The sequence below is a fragment of the Sphingomonas faeni genome, assembly GCF_024273235.1.
GTDB lineage: Bacteria > Pseudomonadota > Alphaproteobacteria > Sphingomonadales > Sphingomonadaceae > Sphingomonas > Sphingomonas faeni_A.
The window spans coordinates 109,551-133,737 of record NZ_JANBVH010000005.1 but is presented as its reverse complement, the minus strand read 5'-3'; the positions used below and the strand labels follow the sequence as shown (position 1 = coordinate 133,737).

At 68.5% G+C, this 24,187-nt stretch carries 19 protein-coding genes; 3 read left to right on the top strand and 16 right to left on the bottom strand.

Features of this window, described 5'->3' with window-relative positions; translation table 11 throughout:
- Nucleotides 1–9 precede the first annotated feature (9 nt).
- From bcsD to NLI89_RS04080, 14 genes are all read right to left on the bottom strand, one after another.
- Entirely contained in the window at nucleotides 10–456 is a 447-nt protein-coding gene (bcsD, locus tag NLI89_RS04145; RefSeq protein WP_254685864.1) for a cellulose biosynthesis protein BcsD, read from the bottom strand.
- 5 nt (nucleotides 457–461) lie between these two features.
- Nucleotides 462–3,845, bottom strand: coding sequence for a cellulose synthase subunit BcsC-related outer membrane protein (locus NLI89_RS04140; protein ID WP_254685863.1), 3,384 nt, complete (start codon nucleotides 3,843–3,845; stop codon nucleotides 462–464).
- Entirely contained in the window at nucleotides 3,842–8,176 is a 4,335-nt protein-coding gene (gene bcsA / locus NLI89_RS04135) for a UDP-forming cellulose synthase catalytic subunit (RefSeq protein WP_254685901.1), read from the bottom strand. The genes NLI89_RS04140 and bcsA overlap by 4 nt, the downstream gene beginning before the upstream one ends.
- Nucleotides 8,177–8,217: 41 nt before the next feature.
- On the bottom strand, nucleotides 8,218–8,934 hold the full coding sequence (locus tag NLI89_RS04130) for a cellulose synthase operon protein YhjQ/BcsQ (protein ID WP_254685862.1): 717 nt from the start codon (nucleotides 8,932–8,934) through the stop codon (nucleotides 8,218–8,220).
- Nucleotides 8,935–9,234, bottom strand: coding sequence for a hypothetical protein (locus NLI89_RS04125; RefSeq protein WP_254685861.1), 300 nt, complete (start codon nucleotides 9,232–9,234; stop codon nucleotides 8,935–8,937). It lies immediately after the preceding gene.
- Nucleotides 9,235–9,628: 394 nt separating this feature from the next.
- On the bottom strand, nucleotides 9,629–10,321 hold the full coding sequence (locus tag NLI89_RS04120) for a VIT1/CCC1 transporter family protein (RefSeq protein WP_254685860.1): 693 nt from the start codon (nucleotides 10,319–10,321) through the stop codon (nucleotides 9,629–9,631).
- Nucleotides 10,318–10,899 (bottom strand): DUF3833 family protein, encoded by a 582-nt coding sequence (locus tag NLI89_RS04115; protein ID WP_254685859.1) that lies wholly within the window; start codon nucleotides 10,897–10,899, stop codon nucleotides 10,318–10,320. Before NLI89_RS04115 ends, NLI89_RS04120 begins: the two co-directional genes overlap by 4 nt.
- Nucleotides 10,900–10,967: 68 nt before the next feature.
- On the bottom strand, nucleotides 10,968–13,325 hold the full coding sequence (locus NLI89_RS04110; RefSeq protein WP_254685858.1) for a TonB-dependent receptor: 2,358 nt from the start codon (nucleotides 13,323–13,325) through the stop codon (nucleotides 10,968–10,970).
- Nucleotides 13,228–14,223 (bottom strand): FecR family protein, encoded by a 996-nt coding sequence (locus tag NLI89_RS04105; RefSeq protein ID WP_254685857.1) that lies wholly within the window; start codon nucleotides 14,221–14,223, stop codon nucleotides 13,228–13,230. The genes NLI89_RS04110 and NLI89_RS04105 overlap by 98 nt, the downstream gene beginning before the upstream one ends.
- A 129-nt stretch (nucleotides 14,224–14,352) precedes the next feature.
- Nucleotides 14,353–14,871 (bottom strand): RNA polymerase sigma factor, encoded by a 519-nt coding sequence (locus NLI89_RS04100; protein WP_254685856.1) that lies wholly within the window; start codon nucleotides 14,869–14,871, stop codon nucleotides 14,353–14,355.
- A gap of 187 nt (nucleotides 14,872–15,058) precedes the next feature.
- On the bottom strand, nucleotides 15,059–15,832 hold the full coding sequence (locus NLI89_RS04095) for a COG4705 family protein (RefSeq protein WP_439144470.1): 774 nt from the start codon (nucleotides 15,830–15,832) through the stop codon (nucleotides 15,059–15,061).
- On the bottom strand, nucleotides 15,829–16,092 hold the full coding sequence (locus NLI89_RS04090; RefSeq protein WP_254685855.1) for a hypothetical protein: 264 nt from the start codon (nucleotides 16,090–16,092) through the stop codon (nucleotides 15,829–15,831). The genes NLI89_RS04095 and NLI89_RS04090 overlap by 4 nt, the downstream gene beginning before the upstream one ends.
- On the bottom strand, nucleotides 16,089–17,279 hold the full coding sequence (locus tag NLI89_RS04085; RefSeq protein WP_254685854.1) for a glycosyltransferase: 1,191 nt from the start codon (nucleotides 17,277–17,279) through the stop codon (nucleotides 16,089–16,091). Before NLI89_RS04085 ends, NLI89_RS04090 begins: the two co-directional genes overlap by 4 nt.
- Before the next feature lie 13 nt (nucleotides 17,280–17,292).
- Nucleotides 17,293–18,114 carry a DUF2334 domain-containing protein gene (locus NLI89_RS04080; protein WP_254685853.1) on the bottom strand — a complete coding sequence of 274 codons (822 nt, stop codon included), beginning with the start codon at nucleotides 18,112–18,114 and terminating at the stop codon, nucleotides 17,293–17,295.
- Between the two features lie 218 nt (nucleotides 18,115–18,332).
- Here NLI89_RS04080 and NLI89_RS04075 point away from each other — a divergent pair, with 218 nt between their 5' ends.
- Together NLI89_RS04075 and NLI89_RS04070 are read left to right on the top strand one after the other, a co-directional pair.
- Complete coding sequence (locus NLI89_RS04075; RefSeq protein ID WP_254685852.1) at nucleotides 18,333–19,382, top strand: hypothetical protein; 1,050 nt, start codon at nucleotides 18,333–18,335, stop codon at nucleotides 19,380–19,382.
- A complete protein-coding gene (locus NLI89_RS04070; RefSeq protein WP_254685851.1) occupies nucleotides 19,379–19,909 on the top strand; it encodes a DUF2141 domain-containing protein in 531 nt (176 codons plus the stop codon). The genes NLI89_RS04075 and NLI89_RS04070 overlap by 4 nt, the downstream gene beginning before the upstream one ends.
- 28 nt (nucleotides 19,910–19,937) lie before the next feature.
- Here the strand turns inward: NLI89_RS04070 and NLI89_RS04065 are convergent, their stop codons facing one another.
- Entirely contained in the window at nucleotides 19,938–20,426 is a 489-nt protein-coding gene (locus tag NLI89_RS04065; protein ID WP_254685850.1) for a hypothetical protein, read from the bottom strand.
- Nucleotides 20,427–20,487: 61 nt separating this feature from the next.
- Between NLI89_RS04065 and NLI89_RS04060 the strand changes: the two genes are divergently transcribed.
- Nucleotides 20,488–21,837 (top strand): MFS transporter, encoded by a 1,350-nt coding sequence (locus NLI89_RS04060; RefSeq protein WP_254685849.1) that lies wholly within the window; start codon nucleotides 20,488–20,490, stop codon nucleotides 21,835–21,837.
- Here the strand turns inward: NLI89_RS04060 and NLI89_RS04055 are convergent.
- A complete protein-coding gene (locus NLI89_RS04055) occupies nucleotides 21,824–24,130 on the bottom strand; it encodes a glycoside hydrolase family 3 N-terminal domain-containing protein (RefSeq protein ID WP_254685848.1) in 2,307 nt (768 codons plus the stop codon). The genes NLI89_RS04060 and NLI89_RS04055 overlap by 14 nt on opposite strands.
- Nucleotides 24,131–24,187: the final 57 nt, after the last annotated feature.

Sequence of the window (24,187 nt, the reverse complement as noted above, 5' to 3'; positions counted from 1 at the left end):
TGTCGACGATCAACGTCCATGCTTCAATCGGGCCTCCGTATCGCTCCACCACAACGTGCGGGTCGAGAGATTGGCTCCGCTGCCGAGCGTATGGAGCCAGGCGTCATAGGCGCCTTCCAGGATCGGCCGCAGCACCTGCTCGGTCGCACCACCAAGGATCGGCGACAGCCGGCGTGCGAAACCGGTGTGCGTGATGAGCAAGCCGTCGGGGGCGAGCTCGAAGCGGACCTCGCCGCAATCATGCTGGTGCCAGAGCCGGTTGATCGATTCCGCAAGCGCGACGATGTCCTCGGCGTCGCCGACCGGGTGCGTCGCCGCGATCCGCGCACCGACCGCGCGAAAGAACGCGCGTCGCTGTGCGGTCGTCGCGCCCGCCGCGACTTCGCCGACCATGCCGCCCAGCAACAGGCTGGCCGCGCCGACCTCGGTTGCGGATATGGTGGACCAGTGTGTCATGTCGTTCATTTGGATCCCCCCAGCGACTGGCGCAATTCGAACGTCGATCGGTAATCGTCATATGTACCAAAGGTATTGGCGCTGGCCGAGGCGCCGACCCGCGTGTTGCCGTTCAACCGATAGAACAACGATCCATCCGCCGAAAAGGCGAACCCGGTGTTGCTGAGGCTGTCGTAATACGAGCGGACGTCGGTATTGCGCGCCTTGAGTGCGTCCAGCTCGGCCTGTGCGGTAGGATCGGTCGGATAGATCGGCGCGCGATCCTGCTCGAAGCTCTGATACCCCGGCGCGACGCCCAGCCGCCCCTCCCACCGCGCGGAAGTATACGCGTAGCGGATCGGCAGGCTCATGCTCAGGAAGCTTTGCGGGCTGAAATAGCCGCCATGGCCATAGGTGAAGTAGTTCTGGTTGTTGTCGAACGCCTGCCAGTTGAGGTTGAGCCCGGCGGTGAGCGTCGAATTGCCGCCACGATAGAGCGGTAGATAGCCGCCTGCATTCGCCTGATACCCGCGATTGTCGCGAACGTTCGTGCCGGTGTAGCGATAGCCGGAGACGTCGGCATACACGCCGGTGCCCTCGTGATCCCAGGACAGCGACGCACCGCCGCCGGTCCGCATCACCTGTCCCCAGCGTTCACCGGTGACCGGGTCGCGCGTGCCGGCATAGGAGACGACGCTGTCGGTGACCGGCTCGCGCTTGACCCAGCCCTGCGCCGACACGGTCTGCGAGAGCTTCGGCTTGGCGGTGAAGCCCCAGGTAACCTCGGTGTCGTCGAAGCCGATCGGCGTGGAGCCGACTTCGATCCGTACGCCGGGGCTGTCATAGGAGGCGGAGACCGCGACGCCTGAGGCGTGCTGCGTATCCGCCTGCACGAGTGCAGATGGCAGCGCGGCGACGATGCCCTGCGCTTCCGGGGTGGCGTTGCGACCGAAGCGCGCAAGCGCCGAGCCGGTCGGTCGGCCGGAGTCGATCACCACCGGGCTGGCGGAGACCGCGATCCGTCCCCCTGCAAGACCGGTCGAGACGGTGGCCGTACCCGACAATTCGCGCAGTTCGCTAAGGCCCGTTTCGCCCGAGCGCTCGCGGTAGCCGAGCTTCATCTCGGCGCGCGGGCCAGTATCGCTGCTCAACCGGGCGATGTCGTCGCGCAGGCGGATCAGCGTGGCGTCGCCGCCCGCCATCGATCCCCCTATCCCGGGCGCGGCTGCGCCTGCCGGCATGCCTGACGGTGCCGGGAAGCCGCCACCGGACCCACCCGCCGCGTAGCCGGGTGCGACGGTGAACGCCATCGGCGTCGACTGCGATCGCCCGCGCCCCGATGTCGACACCGGCGTCGATGCAGGGATCCGTCCACCGCTGAAGGCGAACGGATTGGCAGCGGCGACGGGTGCCTGTTCGGCCTGTCGGAATGGGTTGGTGGCGCTCATGCCCGCTGCGAACGGATTGCCGATGCTCAACGTCGCGGTGCTGCCGGACCGCGCGGCATAGGCGGTTTCGGCGCGACGCAGATAGCGCTTGGCCGCACCGCGATCGCCGCGCGCCTCCTCCATCTGGCCGGCAGCTGCGTAAATCTCGTAGTCGTCGGGATACGCCGCGAGCGCGCGATCAACGGTGGCGACGGCAAGGTCGTGGTTGCCGCCTGCGCCGGCGCTGCCGATCAGGCCGATCAGCGCGCCCTTGTCGCGCGGATGCGTGGCGAGCACCATCTGGTAGGTCTGCGCTGCCTGCGACGCCATATTGCCCGACTGGTACAGCCGCCCGAGCGCGCCGAGCACGTCGGCATTGCCGGGCGCGCTGGTCCAGGCCTGTTGCAGCAGGTCGAACGCCTGTGCGTTCTGGCCGGCGAGGCGCAGGCGATCGGCCTGCGACGCCGCCGCGATACCCTCCAGCCGACCGACCGCGGATGCTCCGTCAGGAGACCCCGCCGCCGTAGCGCGCGCCTGCTCGATCGCAGTGGCGACGGCGCCGTCCTGGCCGGTGCGGGCAAGGACGCGAACGATCGGTTCATACTCTCCGGCGGTCGACGGACTGGCGGCGAGCGCACGCTGCGCCAGCGGAACCGCGCCCGCCTGATCGCCGAGTTCGTCCAGCCCACCCGCGATCGATGCCAGCGACGCTGCGCTTAGCGTGGGAGTCGAGCCGATCTGGCGCAATGTAGCGATCGCTTCGCCGCCACGACCCTGCGCGGCGATCGCCTTTGCCCGAGCGACCGCGGAGTCGACCGCGATCTGCGCCTCGAAGCGACGGATCGCGGGCGTCTTCTGCGCGTCGGTCAGGCGCGACAGCAACGACGTCGCCTGGGCCTGCCGACCGCGCTCGTTGTGCAGCATCGCCGCAGCGTACAGCGCATCGGGCGTGCCGATCGTCTGGATCGACTGGATCATTGCCTCGGCCTCGGGCGCACGGCCCTGACTCAGCATGTAGCGCGCATATTCGTAGCGGATCCACGGGTCCGCCGGGTCCAGCACCAGCCCGCGCTGGAAAAGCTGGTCCGCCTGAACCGGATCGCCGTGCGCCGCCGCCTGCAACGCGTCGTTGCGCACCGATCGGCTCTGCAACTGCGCCTGGCTGCCCCCGGCCGACCCCGCCTGACGCGACATGTCCGCGGAATCAGCATAGCGGCCCTGACGCTCGTAAATGTCTGCGAGCAGCGCGAGCGCCGGACCGCGATCCTTGACACCACTGCGCACCAGCGTCTCGGTCACCGTCTGCGCACCCGCCACGTCGCCTGCTGCCAGCTTGGCGCGCGCATCGTCCAGCTGGGCATAGAATCTTGCGGAGGCGAGCGCCTCGGCCCAGCGCGCACCGTTTCCGCGCACGGACGCACGCGACAACAGGTCGGCAGCTTCGGCGAACCGCGACTGCCGCAGCCGGACGACGCCCAGGCCACCGGCCGCATCGGCATCGTTGCGATTGCCGGACAGCGCCGTTTCGAACTGGCGCTGCGCCTGCGGGAGGTTGCCCTGCTCGAGATACCGGAACCCCGCCGCGCGGGCATCGCCGCCCCGATCCGCGGGTGCGGAAAGCGTGCGACGGGTTGCCGCTTGTGCCTGTTGCTGAGGCACCCGTACCGGCGCAACGGCAGGCGTCGGTGCCGGACCTGTCATACCCATCGCGTTCGACGCGGCAGACCTGGCCGGTTGCGGAGCCTGAGCTGGTGCCGATGCGGTCGGCGCCGACAGGGCGCGTCGGGCCTCCGCATTCGAAGGATCGAGCGCGAGCGCCCGGCGATACGCGGTCCGCGCCAGATCGGCGCGGCCACGCGACTGCCAATAGCGGCCCTGCTGGACCAGCGCACCGACGCCGGCGACCTGCGCCGTCGCGGGCTGGACGAGCAGCGGCGACGCGATCCCCGCCATCAACAGCGCGAGCGTTGCGGCGCGGATCACGCCGCGTCCTCCGACCCGAGGCGACGACGCTGCTGGCGTATCAGCACCAGGTACAGCGGCCCCGCGAGCAGCAGTGCGACCAGCAGTCCGCTGAGCGCCATCAACAACGGCCGTTCGCTGAACCACCATGCGATCCGCATCCACACTGGTAACGCGCCGGACCAATAGGTCTGGCCGACCGCAAAGCTGCGCATCCCCTCCCCACTCGTCACCGACAGGTCGCCCTGGACCTGCGCGTTGATCTTCTGGTCGGCGAGCCCTTGGGCGAGCTCCGGCAGGTCGAGGCTGTCGGTGCTCAGCATCGCGACGACCGTGCGGGCATCGTCATAGGGCGACCGGAAGCTGACGAACCCGTCGAAGCGGTCGGCCGTGGTCAGGAACGCATTCGTCTCGTCGATGTCGCTGTCGCCATAGGGCGATACGAGGCCGAAGACGCGGTCGAGCGGACGGCGCTCGGTCACGCGCAGGCGCCCACCTTCGATCCGCACCGGTGCGCCGGCGAACAGGCTGCCCGTCGCGACCGTGCGCGGCATGCCGATGACGAGGATATCGCGGCCAGCAAGGCGACCGCTGTCCGTGGCCTGCGTCACCGTGACGGCGGTCGTCGCTGCGCCGGTCGAATCGCCGAAGCGACCCATCATTGTCAGGAATGCTTCGACCGTGGCGGCATCGGGTGCCGCGGCGATCACGACGATGGTCTCGGCCAGATCGGGGCTGATCGTGAACGGATAGCCGGCGTTGGCGAAGGTCGCGAGGCTCGGCATCCGCTGCGCATGATAGGCATGGGTCAGGTCGATCATGCTGTCCGGATCGATCGCGACATGGACGTTCTCGGGCAGCGTGCCCTCGCACTTCTTCTTATTCGCGAGGATCAAATTGTAGTCGAAGATCAGCTCGTTCTGGCCGAACAGATTGTAGTTCGGCAGCTCGACCTTGGCCGACGATCGGCTCGAGGTCGCGCCGTCCTGGCCGCCGATGAGCGCCTTCCACCACGCCGCACCCGCGAGCGGCAGCGTCCGCAGATACTGGTTGTTGATCGAGATATCGAGCCGCGACGAACGGCGGTCGAGCCACGGCGCCGACGGATAGCGATAGCGCAGGTCGAGCGACGCGCCGCCGCGTGGCCAGAAGAACAGGTCGGGCGCGGTACGGAATGCCGCGGTCAGCGGGCCGGGCGGCAGGCCGACCCCCTGCAACGAGCGCGGGTCGACGATCTCGCCGAGCCGGACCGCGCGGTCCGAGCGCAGCCAGCGTGGCGCGGCATAACGCGCATAGGTCGGAATGCGGACTCCGTCGAACGACGCGCCAGCGCCGCCGATGGTGCCGCGCCCCGTTGCCAAGGCGGCGGCGGCGAGCTTCAGTTCACGCTCGTCGCGCCCCATCACCAGCAGCAATTCGCCGAAGCCGTCGAACGGATTGCGGATCACCATCGCCGAGGGTCCGGTGATGGTCGGGACATAGCTGCCGACACGCATGCCGGGACGCAGGAAGACGATCGCGTTGCCGCGCGGAATGCGGCCATAGCTCGGCTTGAACGCGAAGCCGCGATAGCTGGCGAGTCGGCCGAACCATGATGCGACGCTAGCCGCCGCCTCGAGTTCGCCGTTCGACGGCGCGGTGGCGAAGACGAACGGCAGGTTGAGCGGAAGGTTGTCCGCCTTGTCGAAGAACGGAGAGGGCAGCCGCGCGAGGTCGGGGCCGAGCGGAAGCCGCTGGATCGTCAGGTCGAGCGCCGACCGGGTGTTGCTGACATTGGCCCAGAGCGAGCTGTGGAACGGATCCTCGCAATCGCGCGTGTAGTGACCGATCAGTCGCAGGTTGAGCTGGTTGTCGCCGGGCAGGAACAGCGCCGGGTTGACCGCCATGGTCAGTTGCTGGCCACCGGCACCGTCGGGCGTCAGCCGGACCGTGCGGACGACTTCGCCGTTGAGCATCACCACGAACTGGCTGAGATCCGGCAGCAGCGCCGGCGACCAGGCAAGCGCCAGCGTCAGGTTGGCCGCGGTGACGACTTCGTTGGTGCGCAGGCCGAACGGGATCGCGATCTCGCCCCGCGTTCCCGCCAGTCGGATCGCGCTGCGGATACGCAGATCCTTCAGCGTCAGCCGCTCCTGGCGGATGCCGCCAGCCGCTTCGGGTGCGGATATCGGCACGGTGACGGGGGAGTCCTGCGCCGCGACCGGCTGCGGCAAACCCAAGGTCATCAACACCGCCGCTGCGGCCAGCGCTGCGGTCGCCGCGGTCAGGCGGGTCCGCTCGCGACGGCGTTCCGCGCGATTGAGCCCGAGCAGGCGCTTCAGCGTGACGAGGTCGACGACGAGGATGTCGCGCAACGATCGCAGCGTCGAGACCGGCTGGCGTGGCCCCTCCGGCTCCCAGGCGTCGTTGCGCCCCATCACGGCACGAACGAGTTGGCGTAGTTGAAGCATGTCGAGTTCCAGAAACCGCATAGTTGCCATGGTCTTGCTGACGCGTTGCGTCTGCACGGGGAGCGTCAGCACTTCGTCGCCCATCGGCAGGGCGACGTGCGTGACCTCCCGGTCCGCCAGCGTGATGCCGGGCGGCGCCGTAATCGCGAGCCCGCCCATCGACAGATCGATCGTCTCCACATCGACGACGTGGCCGTCCGCGAAATAGAGCGTCGCCGGCAGCTGGACGGGGATGCGGATATATTCGCGGACCTGCCGCGTCTCGCGCGCGACCGATACGGCCGCCAGCAGGATGACGAGGCTGAAGACCGCCCACACCGTGTTCAGCACCAGCGTATCGCCCTGGATGTTGAACAGATGCGGGAAGAACAGGTATTTCACGAACCCGAACGCGATCCCGAACAGCACCAGGCCGATGCAGATCAGGTGCGGACGCGCGGTCGCGGTATCGAAATGCGTCTTGTCGAGCAGCGAGCCCTTGTCGGTGACGTTGAACTTGCCACCGTGCGGCCGGAACAGCGTGACGACGGTCGGCTTGACGAGGTGGAACGCGAGAATCGTCTCGTACACCTCGCCCCAGAACGGTCGACGATCGCCGCCCTGCAATCGTCCGCCCGAAACCTGCGCGCAGTAGAGATGCGCCGCGGCATAAGCGAAGATCATGCCGGCCGAGGCGTGGATGATGTTCTCGCCGAGGATCAGATACGCCAGCGGGCTGGTCAGGAAGGCGATGCGCGGCAGTGGAAACTGGAAATGCAGCATCGCATTCAGGTAGCAAAACCGCTGTTGCAGGCTGAGCCCGCGCCCGAACAGCGGATTGTCGATGCGCAGGATCTGCGTCATCCCGCGTGCCCAGCGGATGCGCTGGCCGATATGCAGCACGAGGCGCTCGGTCGCGAGCCCGGCCGACAACCGGATGCCGAGATATGCGGTCGACCAGCCCATCCGTTGGAGGCGGAGCGCGGTATGCGCGTCCTCCGTGACGGTCTCGAACGCGAAACCATTGGTGTCGGCGAGCGCTTCGCGGCGGATGATCGCGCAAGATCCGCAGAAGAAGGCGGCATCCCACAGGTCGTTGCCACGCTGGACCGCGCCGTAGAACAGGTCGCCCTCGCCCGGCAGGTCGCGAACCGAGCCCAAATTGCGCTGGACCGGATCGGGCGAATAAAAGTGATGCGGGGTCTGGACGAGTGCGAGCTTCTTGTCGCGCTGGAACCAGCCGACCGTCATCTGCAGGAACGCCCGCGTCGGCACGTGATCGCAGTCGAAGATCGCGATCAGCGAGCCTTGGGTATTGGACATCGCCGCGTTGAGGTTGCCCGCCTTCGCATGGTTGTTGTCGGCGCGGGTGATGTAGCCGCAGCCGACCGAGCGCGCGAACGCGCGGAACTCGGGCCGGCGGCCGTCGTCGAGTAGGTGGACGTGGAACCGGTCGCGCGGGTAATCCATGTCGAGCGCGGCAAGCACCGTCGTCCGGACGATCTCCAGGCTCTCGTTATAGGTCGGGATATAGACGTCGACGGTCGGCCATTCATGCGGCTCGCCGACCAGTTCGACCGCCTGTCGATCGAGCGGCCACGCGGTCTGCAACACGCCGAGCGCGAGGATGATCCAGGCGTACAGCTCGGCGAGGTACAGCCCCATGCCCAGCACGGTGCCGAGCGCGCTTTCGAACTCGAGCGTCGCGGTGGTCCGCCAGAACAGATAGCGCGTCGATACGACGAGCGAGAGCAGGGCAAGCACCAGCGTCGCACGTCGCGACGTTCCCCGGCCGAGCAGGATCGCACCGAGGATCGATACCCCGGCGAAGATCCATTGTGCCTTCAGCGCCAGCGGTACGGTGACCACGACAAGGGCCAGGAACGCCGCGACGACGATGCCCAATATCGCTGGAATACCCAGCGTGTTGCTAAAGCGGGGCTGGTTGGTGTTGCCAGGCGTCTTCACTGGGCCCGATCCTCTCGCGAGACAAAGCCGCAGCGCGTCTCGATCGCGGCGGTCAGCGTCGCGAGGTCGGACAGCACGACGCTCTGCTTGGCGTAGCGCGCGACCGGCTGGAACGACGCCAGCGCCTCGTTCACCGCCTCGTCCCGACGCACCGTCGCGATCAGCTTTTCGCCGAACAGCGCTCGCAGGAAGATCTGGCTGTGCCGCGACAGCTTGCGCGTATCGTCGAGCTGGTTGAGCACGAACACGGTCTGCTCCAGATCGATCGTCGGCGTCCCCGGCTGGACCTTCGCCAGCGCCGCCAGCGACGTCGGCTGCGGTGCGAGCGCGCACAGATGCAGCGCGGCATGCGACAACAGGCTGGTCTTGAGCGCGAGATCGGCGGAGGCGACGTCGGCGATCACGATCCGGTCGTCGTCGAACGGCGAAGTCGCGTGCTGTGCCAGCAACCGGCCGAAACTGCCGCTCTGCGCGGCGGCATGGCCGGACAGGAGTTCGACTCCGTCGACGACGATACCTTCGCTGGCAGCATCGGTCATTGCCGGGATTTCCTGCGTCGGCAGCATCCCGAAGAACAGCTTGAGCGCGTCGGCGTGGGTGAAGTCGATTGCGGTGACGTCATAGCCGCGCGAGGCGAGCCCGAGCGCGAGATGCGCGGTGAGGAACGTCGTCCCGACGCCGCCGACCGGGGAATGGCAAAGGATCAACGGCATCTAGCGACGCTCCCCGCCATCGTCCGACAGGCCGGACAGGAAGGCGCGAAGACTGCCCCCCTGCCGCTCGACCGGCGCGTTCACGGAAGTCGTGTCGCTATATTCTCCAAGAAAGTTTGACGATTTTACAGCATGTTGCCTGTTATCGACCGTCTCGGCGCGACCGACGACCCGGTCATCTTCAAGCAATGCGGCGAACATCGGCCACGGCTCGACATCGGCAATAGGATCGGCGAACTGGCGATACTGGAAATCGCGCTGTCCTAGTCGTGCTAATAACGCCTTAACGTCGGGTCTCATATAAGGCTCCTTATACGAGGACTGTCGCAGTTAAGGTTTTCGAGATAGTTAACCTTATGCCCGGTTAAATTTACAACCGGTCGGCACGACGTCGGCGACATCGGCGCGATGGAGCCTGACATTCCGCTACGGCAGCCTAGTCATCGGACAGCGATCGACGCGTCCAGACGACAGGCGTCAATTATCGGTAAACTGCTTCCTTATTAACACTTTAGCGTCGTCTTGCCGTTCATCGCCCCCCCGCCCGGCATGAGCTTACAATAGCCTGCCGCCGTCGCTGCGACCGCCCTATGCCAGTGCGACGGCGCCCAGAATTGTCGATCAAATCGGATCTTTTCTCGAAAGAAATCTTCACGATGACAATTATGCAACGCCGGGCAGGTCGGCGGAAAGATCAGACGGCGGTCCCGACGAGATGACCGATGCCGGCGGTGGCAGCCATCGCCGCGGCACCCCATGACAAGACGCGGAGCGCGGGCCGAAGCGGCCGGGCACCCCCTGCCCTGGCGCCGACCACGCCGAGTATGGCGAGGAAGACGAGCGTCGCGCCGACGACCACGACCAGTCGCTGCGGCGCGGGCGTCAGCGCGGCGACCGCCAACGGCAGGACGGCGCCGGTGACGAAGCTGATGGCCGAGGCGAACGCAGCCTGGACCGGCCGCGCCATGACGATATCCGAGATACCGAGTTCGTCGCGGGCATGCGCCCCGAGTGCGTCATGGGCCATCAACTGCTCGGCGACCTGATGGGCGAGAGATGCGTCAAGGCCGCGCGCGACGTAGATCTGCGCGAGTTCGTCATGCTCGTGCACCCAGTCGCTGGTCAGTTCGGCATGCTCGCGCGCCAGATCGGCGGTCTCGCTGTCGGCCTGCGAACTGACCGAGACATATTCGCCCGCCGCCATCGACATCGCCCCCGCGACCATCGCCGCCGATCCTGCGACCAGCACCGCGCCGGTCGTCGCGCCCGATGCGGCGACGCCCGCGATCAGGCTGGCGGTCGAGACGATGCCGTCGTTTGCGCCGAGCACCGCCGCGCGCAACCACCCGGTGCGGGAAACGAGATGACGTTCACGATGCACGCTCATGGCACTGTCCTGATGGTTTCGTCGAGCGTGGCGACGGTGACGCCCAGCTTGCGGACGATCATCCGGTTCTGCGCAACGCGGGCGTCGGGCGACAGCGTCAGCCACTGATCGACGCGCATGCCGCCCTTCATCGGAAAGCTCAGGTGCAGGCGATTGCCCACCGCCTCGCCGGTCACCGGCCCGGTCGCATCGGTCAGCGTGCCGGTGTAGCGTCCGTAGCCCAGCGGCCGGATCCGCCACTGCCTGTCCCGTGCGGGCTTTCCCTGCTGCTCGATATGCTGGTCGAGCGTCAGCGTACCGTCGGGGGCGACCTTGCCGATGCTGGTGACGTGCGTGGTGGAGGGCGCGTGGAGCGGGATCCTGAGCGTCCCGGTTCCGTCGAGGCGGCCCGCGAAAAAGCGTTCGGCGACGAATGGCGGCCCTGCCGCGATCGAAGAGGGTGCCGCGATCGAAGAGGGTGGTGGGCCGCCGGCACAACTCGACAGGAGCGCCGCCGATGCGATTGAAGCGGCAAGCCTGGGGCGTGACAGCAATGCCGTCACGACGGTGGAGATGAACAGGCCGGCCATGACGCGCATGGTAGGGCCTTTGTCGTCACCAGGCCATCGCGGACTCTTAAAATCGCGTTCATACAAGGGCTTGTCCGTCACCAGCCGATGGCAAGCCGGACGGTGGCCGTCCGCGGCTGGACCGGTACGGTCTGCGTGCTGGTGGCGAGCGTGAACGGGTTGCCGAAGCCGAAGCTGTTGCCGCGGCTGTCGAGGAGATTGGTGACGTCGATCGACCAGCGCCACGCGCCGCGATCGAACGTGGCGCCAGTATCGACCGTCGCATAATGCCCCGCCGGCCGGTCGAGCAGCGGATCGAAGCTCAAGCGCGTCCGCCCGGTGTAGCGCACGGCCGTGTAGACGGTCGCCGGCAACCCGAACGCGACGAGGCTGCGCGACGCCGTGACATGGGCGGACACGTCCGGCACGACCGGCAGGCGGCGATCGTCGCGGTCGAGGTTCGTGGCGGACGATTTCGACGTCAGGCGGGCGCGTTGCAGCGTGGCGCCGAAATCGATCGCCATCGGCGCCAGCGACATCCGTCCGCCCAGTTCGATGCCGTAGTTGACCGCATTGCCCGCATCGACGGTGCCAAGCAGGCCGTCGGACCCGACGGTATCGCTGCGCAGATGCTCCCAGGTCGAGCCGAACACCGCGCCGTGCAGGTTCAACCGATCGTCGAGAAGGCGTATCCGCCAGCCCAGTTCGAGGCTCTGCAACTCGTCGCCGGGGATGCGGCGATCGGCAGGCGCTGCGGTCCGGCTGATCGCGACCGGCCGGATCGCGCTCGCATACCGCAGCCAGACCAGCCCGAGGCCGTCGCGGTGCCAGCTGAGCGTGGCGCTCGGCGTCACGCCGAGGCGGGAGGCCCGCTCGCGGTCGGGGCCCTGCTGCTGGAGATGGCTGGTCGTCGAGAAAGCGCGCAGCCCCAGCTTGAAATCGAGCGCATTGCTCAGGCGTTGCGTCCCTTCGGCGAACAGCGCGACGTCCGTCACGTCTTCCTCGTCGCGGCGTACGGCGATGGCGGCGGCACCGCCGACGGGCACGAAGCGGCCCTCCAGTCGGCTGATGGAATGCAGCACCGTCGCACCGAGGAGCCAGGGATGGCGGGCGGTCGGGTCGCTCAGCCGCACCTCCTGCGACACGAGCTGCGCCGACCGATCCTCGATATAGGCTAGCGGCGCCGAGACCCCGAGCGAGGGTGCGAGGATGCTGGCGTCGTACGTGCTGCCGAACTCTTGGTCGACATAGGCGGTCGTCGCCTGCGCCTCGAGCTTGCCGATCGGCCCGCGGATGGTGAGTGCACCCGACGTGAAGTCGTTGTCCTGCGGTTCGGCGATACGCGTCGCGCGGGACAGGCCGTCGGTCGCGTACTGGCTGTCGCGCGCGTCGATCCTTTGCGCGACGCCGCTGACCGTCGCCGACCAGCCGCCACCGATCGCCCAGCGCAACGCGGCACGGCCGCCGACCCGCCGGGTGCGGTTGACGTCGCGACGATCGCGCCCGGTATCGTCGATCCAGCCGGGCATGGTCTCGCCCCATCCCGATACGCGCAGGGCCAGCGTGCCCGCGACGATCGGCACGTTGAGCGTTCCCTCGACCGCACCGCCGAGCGCGCCGTTGTTGATGCCGGTCCCCTCGATCGCCGCGCCGCCGGTCCAGCGATCGAGATCGGGTGCGACCGTCACGATCCGGACGACCCCGCCGAGCGCACCGGTGCCGTAGAGCGTACCCTGCGGCCCGCGCAGCACCTCGACGCGCTCGACATCGACCATCCTGAGGTCGGGATCGGGCGAGGCGTAACCGATCCGCACGTCGTCGAGATACAGGCTGACGAGCGACTGGCTGGTACCGTTGAAGGCGCTGTCGGCCACCCCGCGCAGGAAGATGCGGTCGCGACCAGGGCCGAGATTGGTCGAGAACGCGCTGTCGGTCGCCGCCATCACGTCGACCAGCCCGCGCCGTCCTGCCAGCCGGTCGAGGACATGGTGATCGGCGATGCTGATCGAGGCGGGAAGATCGGACAGGCGTTCGTCGCGCTTGCTGGCGATGACGATGATGTCGCCGCCGGCCAACGGGGGCGGCGACACACGAGCGGGCAGGCGCGGCGGCTTGGCGGGGATCGTCTCGATCCGCCACGTCATCGCATCGATGCGGACGGCGCGCAGCCGGCTACCCGACAGGATTCGTTCCAGCACCTCCGCGATATCGTTGCCGCGATCGATCCGGCGGACGCGGAGATCGGGCAGCGTTCCCGCCATACCGATCGAGATGCCGGTCTGGCGCGCAAGCGCGTCCAGTGCCGATCGCAGCGTTCCGGCAGGGATCGTTATCGCCTGCCGGCCACCGGCTTTACGCTCAGCGTGGGCCGGCAGCGTCCAGATGCACGACGCCAGCGACGCGACGAGCGCGTATCGGCAGCACCGCACGAAGCTGATCGACGAGCCGCGAACCATCACCAATCGTCAACACCCCGGAAAAACGCAGGTCCGCCGCGGATGGATCGACCACCAGCGGGCTGTCCGCATACCGCGAGATATCGGCGGCAACCAGCGTCAACGGCGCGCCGTCATAGTCGAGACGACCATCGGTCCAGTCCGCGACGCGCGCCGGGTCGATCCGCCCGCGTATCGCGATCTGCTTGTCGGGCGTGATGGTCAGGCTCTGACCGGCGTTGAGCATCGTCGCATCGCCGATCGCTCCCCCGCTCGGCACGACGCTGACCATGCCCTGCGCGACGGTGATCGCGACCCGTCCGCGGGCACTGACGACGTCGAACCGCGTGCCGACGTCGCGCACCTCGTAACCGCCGGCGCGCACCATCAGCACGCGCGACGGATCGTGACGGACCGCAAAGCTCGCCGCGCCCTGCGCGATCTCAATCACCGGCGTACCGCCGCCGGTCACCGACACGCGCGATCCGCGGTCGATCTGCATGCGGCTGCCATCGTCGAGCGTGACCGACCGGGTCTCGCTGCGGCCGGTGGCATAGACTTGCGCGGCGCCATCGTTCGACGGCGCGACGAGCAGGAGCGCGAGGCCGGCGGCGAGCGCACCGCTGGTCCCGATCGCCGCCCACCGCCACCGCGTCCCGCGCGAGGCCGAGCCAGCGTCCGGAACACCCGCATCCGAGGCAGGTACGGCAACCTCGTCATCGTTCGCGGGCAAAAGCGCAGCGATCGCCGCGGCGCGTTCGCCGATCTCCGCATCCAGGACCGCGATTGCGTCATAGGCGGCACGATGCGAGGGGTCGGCGTCGAGCCACCGCCCGAAATCCTCCCAGTCCATATCCGGCGAATCGAGGCGCGCATGCCAGGTCGCCGCGGCGTCGGTCGCCATCCGTGTATCTGTCATGCTGCCCTCCTTTCCGGCGGATGCCCCCCGCCCAGTTGCGCGCCCGATCGCCAAGCAATTTGCCAGCAGGGCTCCCAGCCTATCCTGTTGACGCCACGGGATATCGCGAACCGCAGTCCGAAATCGCGATCAATCATCGAGCGCCTTTCGAAGATGCCGGAGCGCAACCGCGATATGCTTTTCAACCGCACTGCGCGAAATGCCGAACTCGGCTGCGATCTCGGCGTGCGAGGCGCCGTCGATCCTGTGCCGGCGGAACACCCGCATCGCCCCTTCGGGCGGGCCGGTCAGCGCCGTCGTCAAACGCGCCATGCGCTCCTTGTCCGCGACCGCATCGAAGGCGGACGGCGCGTCGTCGATCGCCTCTGCCCCCACGGTCGAGGTCGTCGCGTCGACATAGCCTGCATCACGCCGCTGGCGACGCCCGTTCGCGCGGACCCGGTCGAGCACGATGTTCATGCCGACCCGGTGAAGATAGGCGAGAGGGTTCGCGATCGGGCCAGCGCCGGGCTCGCCTGTTACACCATCGGCTTTCGGCGGTTGCCCGACGTGAAGCCAGATTTCCTGGACGACGTCTTCCGCTTCCGCGACGCTGCCGGTTCGCCCGGTGAAGAACCGGACGAGCTGGTGGCGGTTGGCCGCGAGCACCGCCGAAAGACCGGCAGGCTGGATCTGGTCGGCGTCGGCTACGGCATGCCTCCGAAAGTCACCGGCATCTTTTACACGCTTGCCACGCGGCGGCGAGACGCATGCCGTGGGCGCCCCGTCGTGCCGTGGCTAATGCTCCCGTACGTGCCCGATGTCGCGCCGAAAATCGCCGGTCTCGGGTCGCTGCCTAAGACGCGGTGACGGTCGTCCGGGTCCGCGACGGGTATAACGGCCATAGCGCCACCAGCAGGACGATGACACCGACCAGCAGGCCCGACGCCGACGATGGGCCGAACGCGAGCCCACCATGATCGAGTGGCTGGTCGAGCAGGTCGCCGACCGCCGCGCCCAACGGCCGGATCAGGATGAATGCGCTCCAGAACAGCAGCACGCGGTCGATCGAACGCCAAAGGTAAAAGGCGGCGATCACCGCCAGCATCGCCCCGAAGACGATCGCCGCGCCGCCATAGCCGAGCCTGCCGGTATCCGCAGTCCAGTCGCCGAGCGCGGTGCCCAGCGCTTGGGATAGCGTGATCGTGAGCCAGTAGAACAGTTCCGCGCGTGGTTCGCGGATCGTCGCGACCGACACCGATCCGAGCGTCCGGTGCCAGCTCAGCAACGCCCCTGCGACACAGCCGAGCATGATCAGCGAGCCACCCGCATAGCCGATCACGAGCGACCGCGTGGCGAAGTCCGCCATCGTCGTCCCCGCGGTGGTCGATGCGATGATCGTCGCCCAGTACAGGAACGGGCGATAACGCCGCGACGCCGTCTGCCGCCAGACCAGCAGCACCAGGATCGCGGCGAACATGCCCGTGGCGGCGAGATATCCGAGCTTCATCGACAGGCTGACCGCGTCGCTGGCGGTCTCGCCCAGCGTGGTCGCGAGAATCATTATGACCCAGAACGCCGCGGTCACCGCCGGGACCTTCGTCCGCACCCCGCGGTGACGGCGGCTCAAGACGCTCCGCCGACGAAGCCCAGCGTCACGACGCGGTACAGCCGGATGATCGCGACCGACGCCATCAGGAGCGCGCAGGTCGGCATGGCGAGATAGAACCCCGGACAGGTCCAGGCCGATCGATCCTCCGCGGCGTCGCGGGGCAGTCGCCCGTCGCCGCTGAAGTCGCAGCTGGCATCAGGCGCCCCCATCGATGAAACCGCTGATGGCGCGACCGGCGGATCGACGTCGAGCGCGTACCGCGCGGCGATCACGGTCATCGACCTGCTCCCCCTTCCAACCTGGATCGTCCGGCGCCCAGATCCTGGCCCGCATACAGCGCGAGCAGCGCGTCGAAATGCTCGTCCATCGTCCGCACCGGCCGGATTGCGCGGGGTGCAGCGCCGGCGCGCGCGATCGTCAGGATCGCCTCCGCCGCCGCCACCGGGTCGCCCGACTGGTAGAGCACGCCGCCGCCCGCGCGGGCGAGGTCGGCGGCGCCGCCACGGTCGGGCGCGATCAGCGGCAGGCCGGACGCGATCGCCTCCGCCGCGACGAAGCAGAACGTCTCCGCCTCGCAACCATGGATCAGCGCGTCGGCACTGGCCATCATCCGTGCCAGCGCCGCCCGGTCGGTGGTCGGCTCGATCAGGCGGACGTGCGGGTTGCCGTCGATCGCCTCGATCACCGGCCCCTGCCGCGATCCACCGCCGACGATCACCAGCCCGACCGGCACCTTGGCGCCGGCGAGCGTGGTCGCCTGCGCCACCATCGGCCAACGCTTTTCGGGCGCGTGACGCCCGACCCCGATCAACAGCAGCGCATCCCCGGGCAGTCCGCACAACGCCAGCATCTCGCGCCGCGTCGCCGGATCGCGCAGCGCCGGCGAGAACTGGCCCGGCTCCACCCCCATCGGATCGGTCAGCACCTTTTGCAGGCCGCCGTCGCGCAGCCGCTCGCTCAGGCTGTCGCTGGCGCTGACGATCATGTCGAACCGTTGGTCCAGCCGGCGCAGGTGGCGCCAATACCAGTCGAACGCGCGATCGATCGTCTGCGTCGACGCGACCGCGCCGAACCAGCGATAGGCATAGGCCGACAACGGATCGGCATGCGCGATCAGCGACAGCCGAGCCCGCGCCCGTCGCGTGTCGCGCCAGTCCGCCACCATCGATGCGCTGCGCCACGGCGACGAGACCTCGACCAGATCGGCATCCTCCTCGTCGAGCACGCGGTGGAGCGCCGCACGGTCGCCGAAATAGCGATAGGAGCGATCGAGCGGGAAGCGCGGCGACCGTACCCAGCGAATTCTGGCATGCGGCCCACGCCGTTCCTGGCCGTCGCGCGCGCCGGGCGCCACGACGACCATCTCGTGCCCGCGCTCGGCGAACGCGACCAGCTTGCGATCGACATAGGTACGGACGCCGCCACCGCTCGGCGTATAGAAGGCACAGACGTCGACGATCTTCATGACAGACCTCCCTTCATGACACACCTTCTGGCACCAGACCGGATCCGATCGGCGAGCCCCCGCGCCCGCCTTCCACGCCCGGCAAATCCGCATAGCGAGCCACCGTGCGACGGCCCGACAGCGACCGGATCGTCCGATCGATACTCGTCATGAGCGACTCCTTCGTGACGTCGCCCGGATGCACCGCGACCCTCAGCGTCGGCAGCCAATCGGGCAGCGCGCGGGCGGCGGCGGCCACCGCGAGCGAGCTCGCGGTGCGCGCAGGCGACCGGCTGGCCCAGGTCACGACCGGCCCGCGCGCGACGACCGCCCCGGTCGCCGGCCGCCAAACCCGGAAATGATCCTCCGCCAGCGCGAAATCGCAGGCCTTCAATGCCGTCATCGCCCCGGCACCGTACAGCCAGGCCGGCGCGACGAAGCCGGCGACGGGCTCACCGATCGCCTGCTCGACCACGTCGCGACCGCGCCGCATGCGAAATTCGGCCTCGTCCGCGCTCAGCCCGAGGAACTCGCCCTCGCCCGCGGTCATGTAGCGTGCCTTGATCGCCGCGCCGGCGCCCCGGTGATCGCTCGTGTCGCGGTGGAACCAGCCGTGCAGGAACATCTCGACCCCCGCACCGGCCCAGCCACGCAACCGGCGCGCGAACGCGGGCGCGCGGTCCAGCGGCGCGGCACCCCAGTGATCGGGCACCACCAGCATCGCGAAGCGGGGCCCACCCAGGATATCGCCGATCATGTCCGCAAGGCGGTCAATCGAATCTTCGAACGCGGGCGAGACGTCGTGGATCGACACAACTAGGCGTCGATCGGGCAAAGGGGTCGTCGCGGCCGTCATCATCCTACCTCGCGAGCGTCGTGCACGTGCATGCCCGGCAGACGGCGCCGCGTAATTCCATCCGCAGTCCGCTGCCGAAAATTTTCCGGCGAACGGGGCGTTTCCGTCGTCGAAATGCCCAGACCTGATCAATCCCGAGAATTTTGCCGGGGACGCGCGGCGAAGACTGCGGATGCTGCAGCGCGGTGGCGTCTCAGGGCCATGACAAACTTCGGCTCGTGTACCGCCGCAGCGTCGCTGCGCTTCGAAATCTGGACCGCGACGTGACCCCGGCCAGCATAAATCCCGCGAGCTTACCCCATGCCCGCCTGCCCCATGCCGGTCTGCCCCATGCCGGCCTGGCCTATCCCCGCGGTGGCGACCTGTACGACCGTCCGCCCGCGCCTTCGCCGATCAAGCCGATCGCGGTGCAGAAGGGGCTGTTGGCGCGTGGCCTGACGCCGTTGCTGTCGGCCGCCATCCTGATCGCGGCGCTGTGGCAGTTGCGGCATCTCGACGTGCGCGCAGTCATCGGCATGGTGCCGCGCTCGCCGCTGTTCTGGCTGTTGTTCGCCGCCGGCTATCTCGCATTGCCCGCGAGCGAATGGGTCATCTACCGTCGCCTTTGGAACCTGCCGCCGCGCGGGATGCTGGCGCTGCTGCGCAAGCGGATCAGCAACGAGATCGTCGCCGGCTATTCGGGCGAGCTGTATTTCTATGCCTGGGCGCGGCGGCACGCGTCGCTGATCGGTACGCCGTTCGGGACGATCAAGGACGTGTCGATCCTGTCGGCCGTCGTCGCCAATTGCTGCACGCTTGTGCTTGCTGTGGTCAGCTGGCGATCGCTCGCCGCGCTGAACCTGGGCACCGATGCCAAGGTGATGATCGTGTCGGCCGCCAGCATCGCAGTGCCGTCGGTGGTCGTGCTGGTGATGCGCAAGCGGCTGTTCACGCTGACCCGCGACGCGCTCCAGCGGATCGCCGTCATCCACCTGCTGCGGATCGTCGCGACGACGGTGCTGGCCGCTGCGCTGTGGGCGGTCGCGATGCCCGCCGCGCCGCTCGCCTGGTGGCTGGTGCTCGCCACGCTGCGGCTGCTCGTGTCGCGCCTGCCGCTGCTGCCGAACAAGGACATCGTGTTTGCCGGCCTGGTCGCCTTCACGGTCGGGCAGGCGTCGCAGGTGACCGCAATGATGGCGATGATCGCCGCACTCTGGCTGGTCACGCATCTCCTGCTGGGTGCCGTCCTGACCGCTGTCGAACTCGCCAATCCGGAACAGACCCAATGAGCCTCCCGATCCTCGCGCTGCTGGCCGCAGCGGTACAATCCGCGGCGCCGACCACCTTGCCCTCGACGCCGAGGCTCGGGACCGAGGCCGCGCGGTGCCGGCCGCATGAAACGGGCCCCGCGATCCTCGTCACGGTCGAGGGGCTGAAGGATCGTGCCGGCACCCTGCGCGCCGAAGTCTATCCCGCGACCGATGGCGATTTCCTCGCCGACGACAACGTGCTCGTGTCGCAGGGCAAGACGTTCCGCCGCGCGGTGATCGCCGTCCCGCCATCCGGCCCCGCGCAACTCTGCCTCCGCGTCCCGGCGGCAGGCGATTATTCGCTCAGCGTCGTGCATTCGCGCAGCGGCGGCCACGGGTTCAGCCTGTTGCACGACGGCATCGGCTTTGCCGGCAACCCGCGGCTCGGTCATTCGAAGCCGAGCGCCGAAGCCGCGCGCATAGTCGCGCATGGCGGCATCACGCCGACGACGGTCGTGATGAACTATCGCAGTGGCCTGTTCTCGTTCGCGCCGCTGAAGCACTGAGATCGGGTCGCCCGGACGTACCGCTCGGCTATTCCGGAGATTGGCGCGGGACGAGCGGGACGAGCGGGACGGCGCCCGTGGTCCTGGGCGTACGGTATCGCAGGCCGGCATGATCGACGGTCGGGTGGCGGACCTTGGACGGGCGTCCGTCCGCGCGCATGCGGCAATCGGCCTCGTCCCAGGTCGGCAGGTCGTGGCCTTCCTGCTCCCAGTGGACGATGCTCGCTTCGTCGCACCAGTGCAGCAGCTTCGGCATCGCCGTCAGATGCGCGCCGCTGGCGATGTAGCCGCGCATGTCCGCGCGTTCGTTCCAGGCCGTCATCGTCCAGAACGTCCACGCCCGGTCGTTGAGAAGCTCGCCGCCGACGAAGCCGCGCGCGCGTCGGACCTGCGCGTTCGCGCGTGTCGCGTAGAACGCGAATTGCGGCAGAAACCGCCAGGCGCGCAAACGAAGCCGGGTGATGCTGATGAAGGTCATCGTGCGACGATCATGCCGGACGACGACCGCGAAGGCCATACGGGCTGAACTCCGCCGATCGAGACATTGCCCCGCCGTAGCGAAGCGGCGAGAACGCGGCATGTCCGAGCCCCTTCCCTCGCCTCCCCTGCCCTTGCCTCCCCTGCCCTCGGCACGGTCGCTCTCGGCCGGACCGGAGACGGCACGCGCTACGCTGGTGCTGTTCAGCGCGGGGGACTTTGCGTTCAATCTCTATTGGCAGGCGATCAGCCTGTACCTGTTGTTCTACTATATCGACGTGCTGGCGCTGCCGCCCGCGACCGCGGGACTGGTGTTCATGATCGGCGCGATCTGGGACGGGATAGCGGATTTCGTCGCCGGCGCAGTGGCGGAGCGGATGCGGCTTTCCTATCGCCGGCTGGTCGGATGGGGTGCGCTGCCGCTGGGGCTGGCGTTCGTCGCGATGTTCGCGGTGCCGGCGGGCGCCGCTGCCTGGGCGCTGGCGACGCAGGTCGTGTTCCGCACGCTCTATGCCTTCACCAACATACCCTATGCGGCGTGGACCACGCGGGTCGCACCGACCAGTCGGGAGCGTTCGTTGGTGGCGGGCCTGCGGATGGGATTCGGTGCAGCGGCGGGGGTCCTCGTCGCCCTCGCTTTGCCGTGGCTGGTCGAGCGCACCGGCACCTACGGCACCGCGACCGCTCTGCTGGCAATGCTCGGCGTGCCGGTGCTGGTCGTCATCGCCTGGCGCGTTCCCGAACCGACGCTGTCGACCGCGACGGCCGACCGTCCTCGCATCCTGTCCGGGCTTGGTGCCCTGGTCCGCAACCGCGCCTTCGTCGCCCTCAACATCGCGGCGGCAGCGGGCGGCGCGGCGACCGCGCTGACCAGCCAGTCGGTACTCTATTTCTTCCGCTACGTGCTGCACGATGCGCCCGCTGGCCCGCAGGCGCTGGCCGGCATGGCGCTCGGCAGCCTCGCCGCGGTACCGCTCTGGACGGCGCTCGCAAGAGCACGGGGCGCGCGGATCGCGTGGATCGGTGCGGGCTCGTTCGCGCTCCTGTTCCCCGCCGGGTTCGCGCTGATCGGAACGCCCGATACCACCGCGACGGCCGCGTTTCTGCTGGCGATGCAGGCGGCGTTCGTCGGCTTCTCGGTGGCGGCGTGGACACTGTTGCCCGATGCGGTCGACTGGGGCGAAGCGCAGAGCGGCACGCGGGTCGAGGCGCTCGCCTTCGGCACGTTCGCGCTGGTGCAGAAGGTGGCGCTGGCCGGGGCGGGGTTCGCGATCGGCGCGGTGTATCAGGCGAACGGCTTCGTCGCCGGGGCCGCCCAAGGCGCCGACAGCCTGTACGCGATCCGCTGGCTGATGCTGGCGGGACCGGCGGTGCTGATCGCGGCGATGCTGGTGGCGGTGATCGCCCTCCCGCTTCGCCGCGATACGCTGGCGACCGTCAGGCGAGCGTGAACTCGCCAGAGACGCCCTCGGCCTGTGCCGACGGGGCGACCCAGACCTGGAACCGGCCGGGCTCCACCGTCGGCTTGAGGTCGCCGCCGACGAACATCAGGTCGGCCTTGCGCAGGGTGAACGTCACGACCTGCCGTTCGCCGGGCTTCAACGCGATCTTGCGGAACGCCTTCAACTCGCGCACCGGCCGGGTGATGCTAGCCGCGAGATCGCGGATGTAGAGCTGGACGGTTTCCTCGGCGGCATGCCTGCCGGCATTGCCGACCGTGACGCGCACGGTGAGCGCACCGTCGCCCGCCATCCGGCCGGTGCCGAGATCGAGCCCGGCATAGTCGATCGCGCCATAGGTCAGGCCGTGGCCGAACGGGAACAGCGCGTCGTTGGCGAACTCGCGGTAATGCGCCTTGTATTCGGTCAGCGGCCCCGGCGGGTTAGGGCGACCCGTGCTCTTGTGATCATAGTGATAGGGCTCCTGCCCGGTCGCATGCGGGAACGAGACCGGCAGGCGCGCGGAGGGTCCGGTCTTGCCGAACAGAATGTCGGCGATCGCCGGTCCGTCCTGCGAGCCGAGGAACCAGGTCACGAGGATCGCGGGTGCGTCGAGGACCGCACCGCTGAGCGCGAGCGCGCGGCCAGTGCGGAGCAGGACGACGATCGGCTTGCCGGTCGCCGCGACGGCTTTCGCCAGCGCCATTTGCGCATCGGGAATGACGATGTCGACGCGCGACTGTGCCTCGCCCGACATGCGCTGGCTCTCGCCGACCGCCAGCACGACGATGTCGGCGCCTTGCGCGGCGGCGACTGCAGCCGGAATGCCACCGGCCAGCGGTTCATCGACGCCCGAGCCGAGCGCGATGCTGACCAGCGAGGGATCGGCGACGGTGGCGCGGACGCCGGTCGCGAGGTCGACCGCCTCGGCGTCGGTGCCATAGACGTTCCACGGGCCGATCAGGTCGTGCTGCCCCGCCGCGAACGGGCCGATCAACGCGATCCGCTTGCCCGTACGCGGCAATGGCAGGAGGTCGCCGTCGTTCTTGAGCAGGACGATCGACTTGGCGCCGGCCTCGCGGGCGAGCGCCAGGTTCTCGGGCGTGCGGATGCGGGTCTTCTCGCGGCGCGGGTCGATCCGGCGGAACGGATCGTCGAACAGCCCGAGCTGGACCTTCAGCGCGAGCACGCGGCGCACCGCCTCGTCGAGACGGGCCATCGGGACCTCACCCGACGCGACCAAATCGGGCAGGTGTTTCAGGTAGAACCCGCTCTGCATGCTCATGTCGACGCCGGCCATGAAGGCGAGCTTGGTCGCCTCGCGGGCGTCGACGGCAAAACCGTGCGCGATCAGTTCCTCGTCGCCGGTATAGTCCGACACGACCAGTCCGCCGAAACCCCATTCGCGGCGCAGGACATCGGTGAGCAGCCAGGGGTTGGCTGTGGCGGGGACGCCGTTGATCTCGTTGAACGAGGCCATGACGGTCGGTGAGCCCGCCGCGAAGGCGGACTGGAAGGGCGGGAAATAGGTCTCACGCAACGTGCGTTCGGAAATGTCGACCGAGTTATAATCCAGTCCCGCCTCGGCCGCGCCATAGGCGGCGAAATGCTTGGCGCACGACGCGACCGCATCGGGGGCCGAGAGACCGCGCTCGCCCTGGAACCCGCGGACGCGGGCGGCCGCCATCAGCCGGCCGAGCAGGACGTCCTCGCCCGCGCCCTCGACGCCGCGACCCCAGCGCGCATCATGGGCGATGTCGACCATCGGCGCGAAGGTCCAGTCGATCCCCGACGCAGCAGCCTCGGCCCCCGCCGCGCGCGCGGTGCGCCGGGCCAGCTCCGGATCGAAACTCGCCGCCTCGGCCAGCGGTACCGGAAACACGGTTCGAAGCCCGTGGATGACGTCGGCCGCGAACAATAGCGGGATCTTCAGCCGCGACTCGCGCATCGCTATGGTCTGCATCCGCTTGGCCATGACCGCGCCATTGCCGTTGAAAACGCCGCCGAGCCGGCCGCCGCGCACCTCCGCCAATTGTCCGTCGAAGCTGGACGAACCACCCGCCGGGTTGAGCGAGGTCGCCGCGCCGCCAGCCCAGGCTGCCGCCATCAGCGTCAGCTGGCCGGCCTTCTCGATCACCGTCATCCGGCCGATCAGCGCCTCGACCGACGCGGGCAATGCCGCCGTACCGCCGCTCGCCTGCTGCAGCAGCGCGCGCGCGGGACTCGCCGTCCAGGCCGTCACTGCGGCGGCGCCCATCATCATCGCCCGTCGTGAAATCATCCGTTCCGAAACTGCCGCCGTCATCCACTCACCCCTGTCCATGCCTGTAGCGATCACCCGGAAGGACGATCGTCGCAAGGT

Excerpts from the sequence above, each read along its gene's own strand:
- bcsD (WP_254685864.1), bottom strand. The coding sequence starts at position 456 with ATGACACACTGGTCCACCATATCCGCAACCGAGGTCGGCGCGGCCAGC.
- NLI89_RS04130 (WP_254685862.1), bottom strand. The coding sequence starts at position 8,934 with ATGCCGTTGATCCTTTGCCATTCCCCGGTCGGCGGCGTCGGGACGACG.
- NLI89_RS04125 (WP_254685861.1), bottom strand. The coding sequence starts at position 9,234 with ATGAGACCCGACGTTAAGGCGTTATTAGCACGACTAGGACAGCGCGAT.
- NLI89_RS04120 (WP_254685860.1), bottom strand. The coding sequence starts at position 10,321 with ATGAGCGTGCATCGTGAACGTCATCTCGTTTCCCGCACCGGGTGGTTG.
- NLI89_RS04115 (WP_254685859.1), bottom strand. The coding sequence starts at position 10,899 with ATGCGCGTCATGGCCGGCCTGTTCATCTCCACCGTCGTGACGGCATTG.
- NLI89_RS04110 (WP_254685858.1), bottom strand. The coding sequence starts at position 13,325 with ATGGTTCGCGGCTCGTCGATCAGCTTCGTGCGGTGCTGCCGATACGCG.
- NLI89_RS04105 (WP_254685857.1), bottom strand. The coding sequence starts at position 14,223 with ATGACAGATACACGGATGGCGACCGACGCCGCGGCGACCTGGCATGCG.
- NLI89_RS04090 (WP_254685855.1), bottom strand. The coding sequence starts at position 16,092 with ATGACCGTGATCGCCGCGCGGTACGCGCTCGACGTCGATCCGCCGGTC.
- NLI89_RS04085 (WP_254685854.1), bottom strand. The coding sequence starts at position 17,279 with ATGAAGATCGTCGACGTCTGTGCCTTCTATACGCCGAGCGGTGGCGGC.
- NLI89_RS04080 (WP_254685853.1), bottom strand. The coding sequence starts at position 18,114 with ATGACGGCCGCGACGACCCCTTTGCCCGATCGACGCCTAGTTGTGTCG.
- NLI89_RS04070 (WP_254685851.1), top strand. The coding sequence starts at position 19,379 with ATGAGCCTCCCGATCCTCGCGCTGCTGGCCGCAGCGGTACAATCCGCG.
- NLI89_RS04065 (WP_254685850.1), bottom strand. The coding sequence starts at position 20,426 with ATGGCCTTCGCGGTCGTCGTCCGGCATGATCGTCGCACGATGACCTTC.
- NLI89_RS04060 (WP_254685849.1), top strand. The coding sequence starts at position 20,488 with ATGTCCGAGCCCCTTCCCTCGCCTCCCCTGCCCTTGCCTCCCCTGCCC.
- NLI89_RS04055 (WP_254685848.1), bottom strand. The coding sequence starts at position 24,130 with ATGACGGCGGCAGTTTCGGAACGGATGATTTCACGACGGGCGATGATG.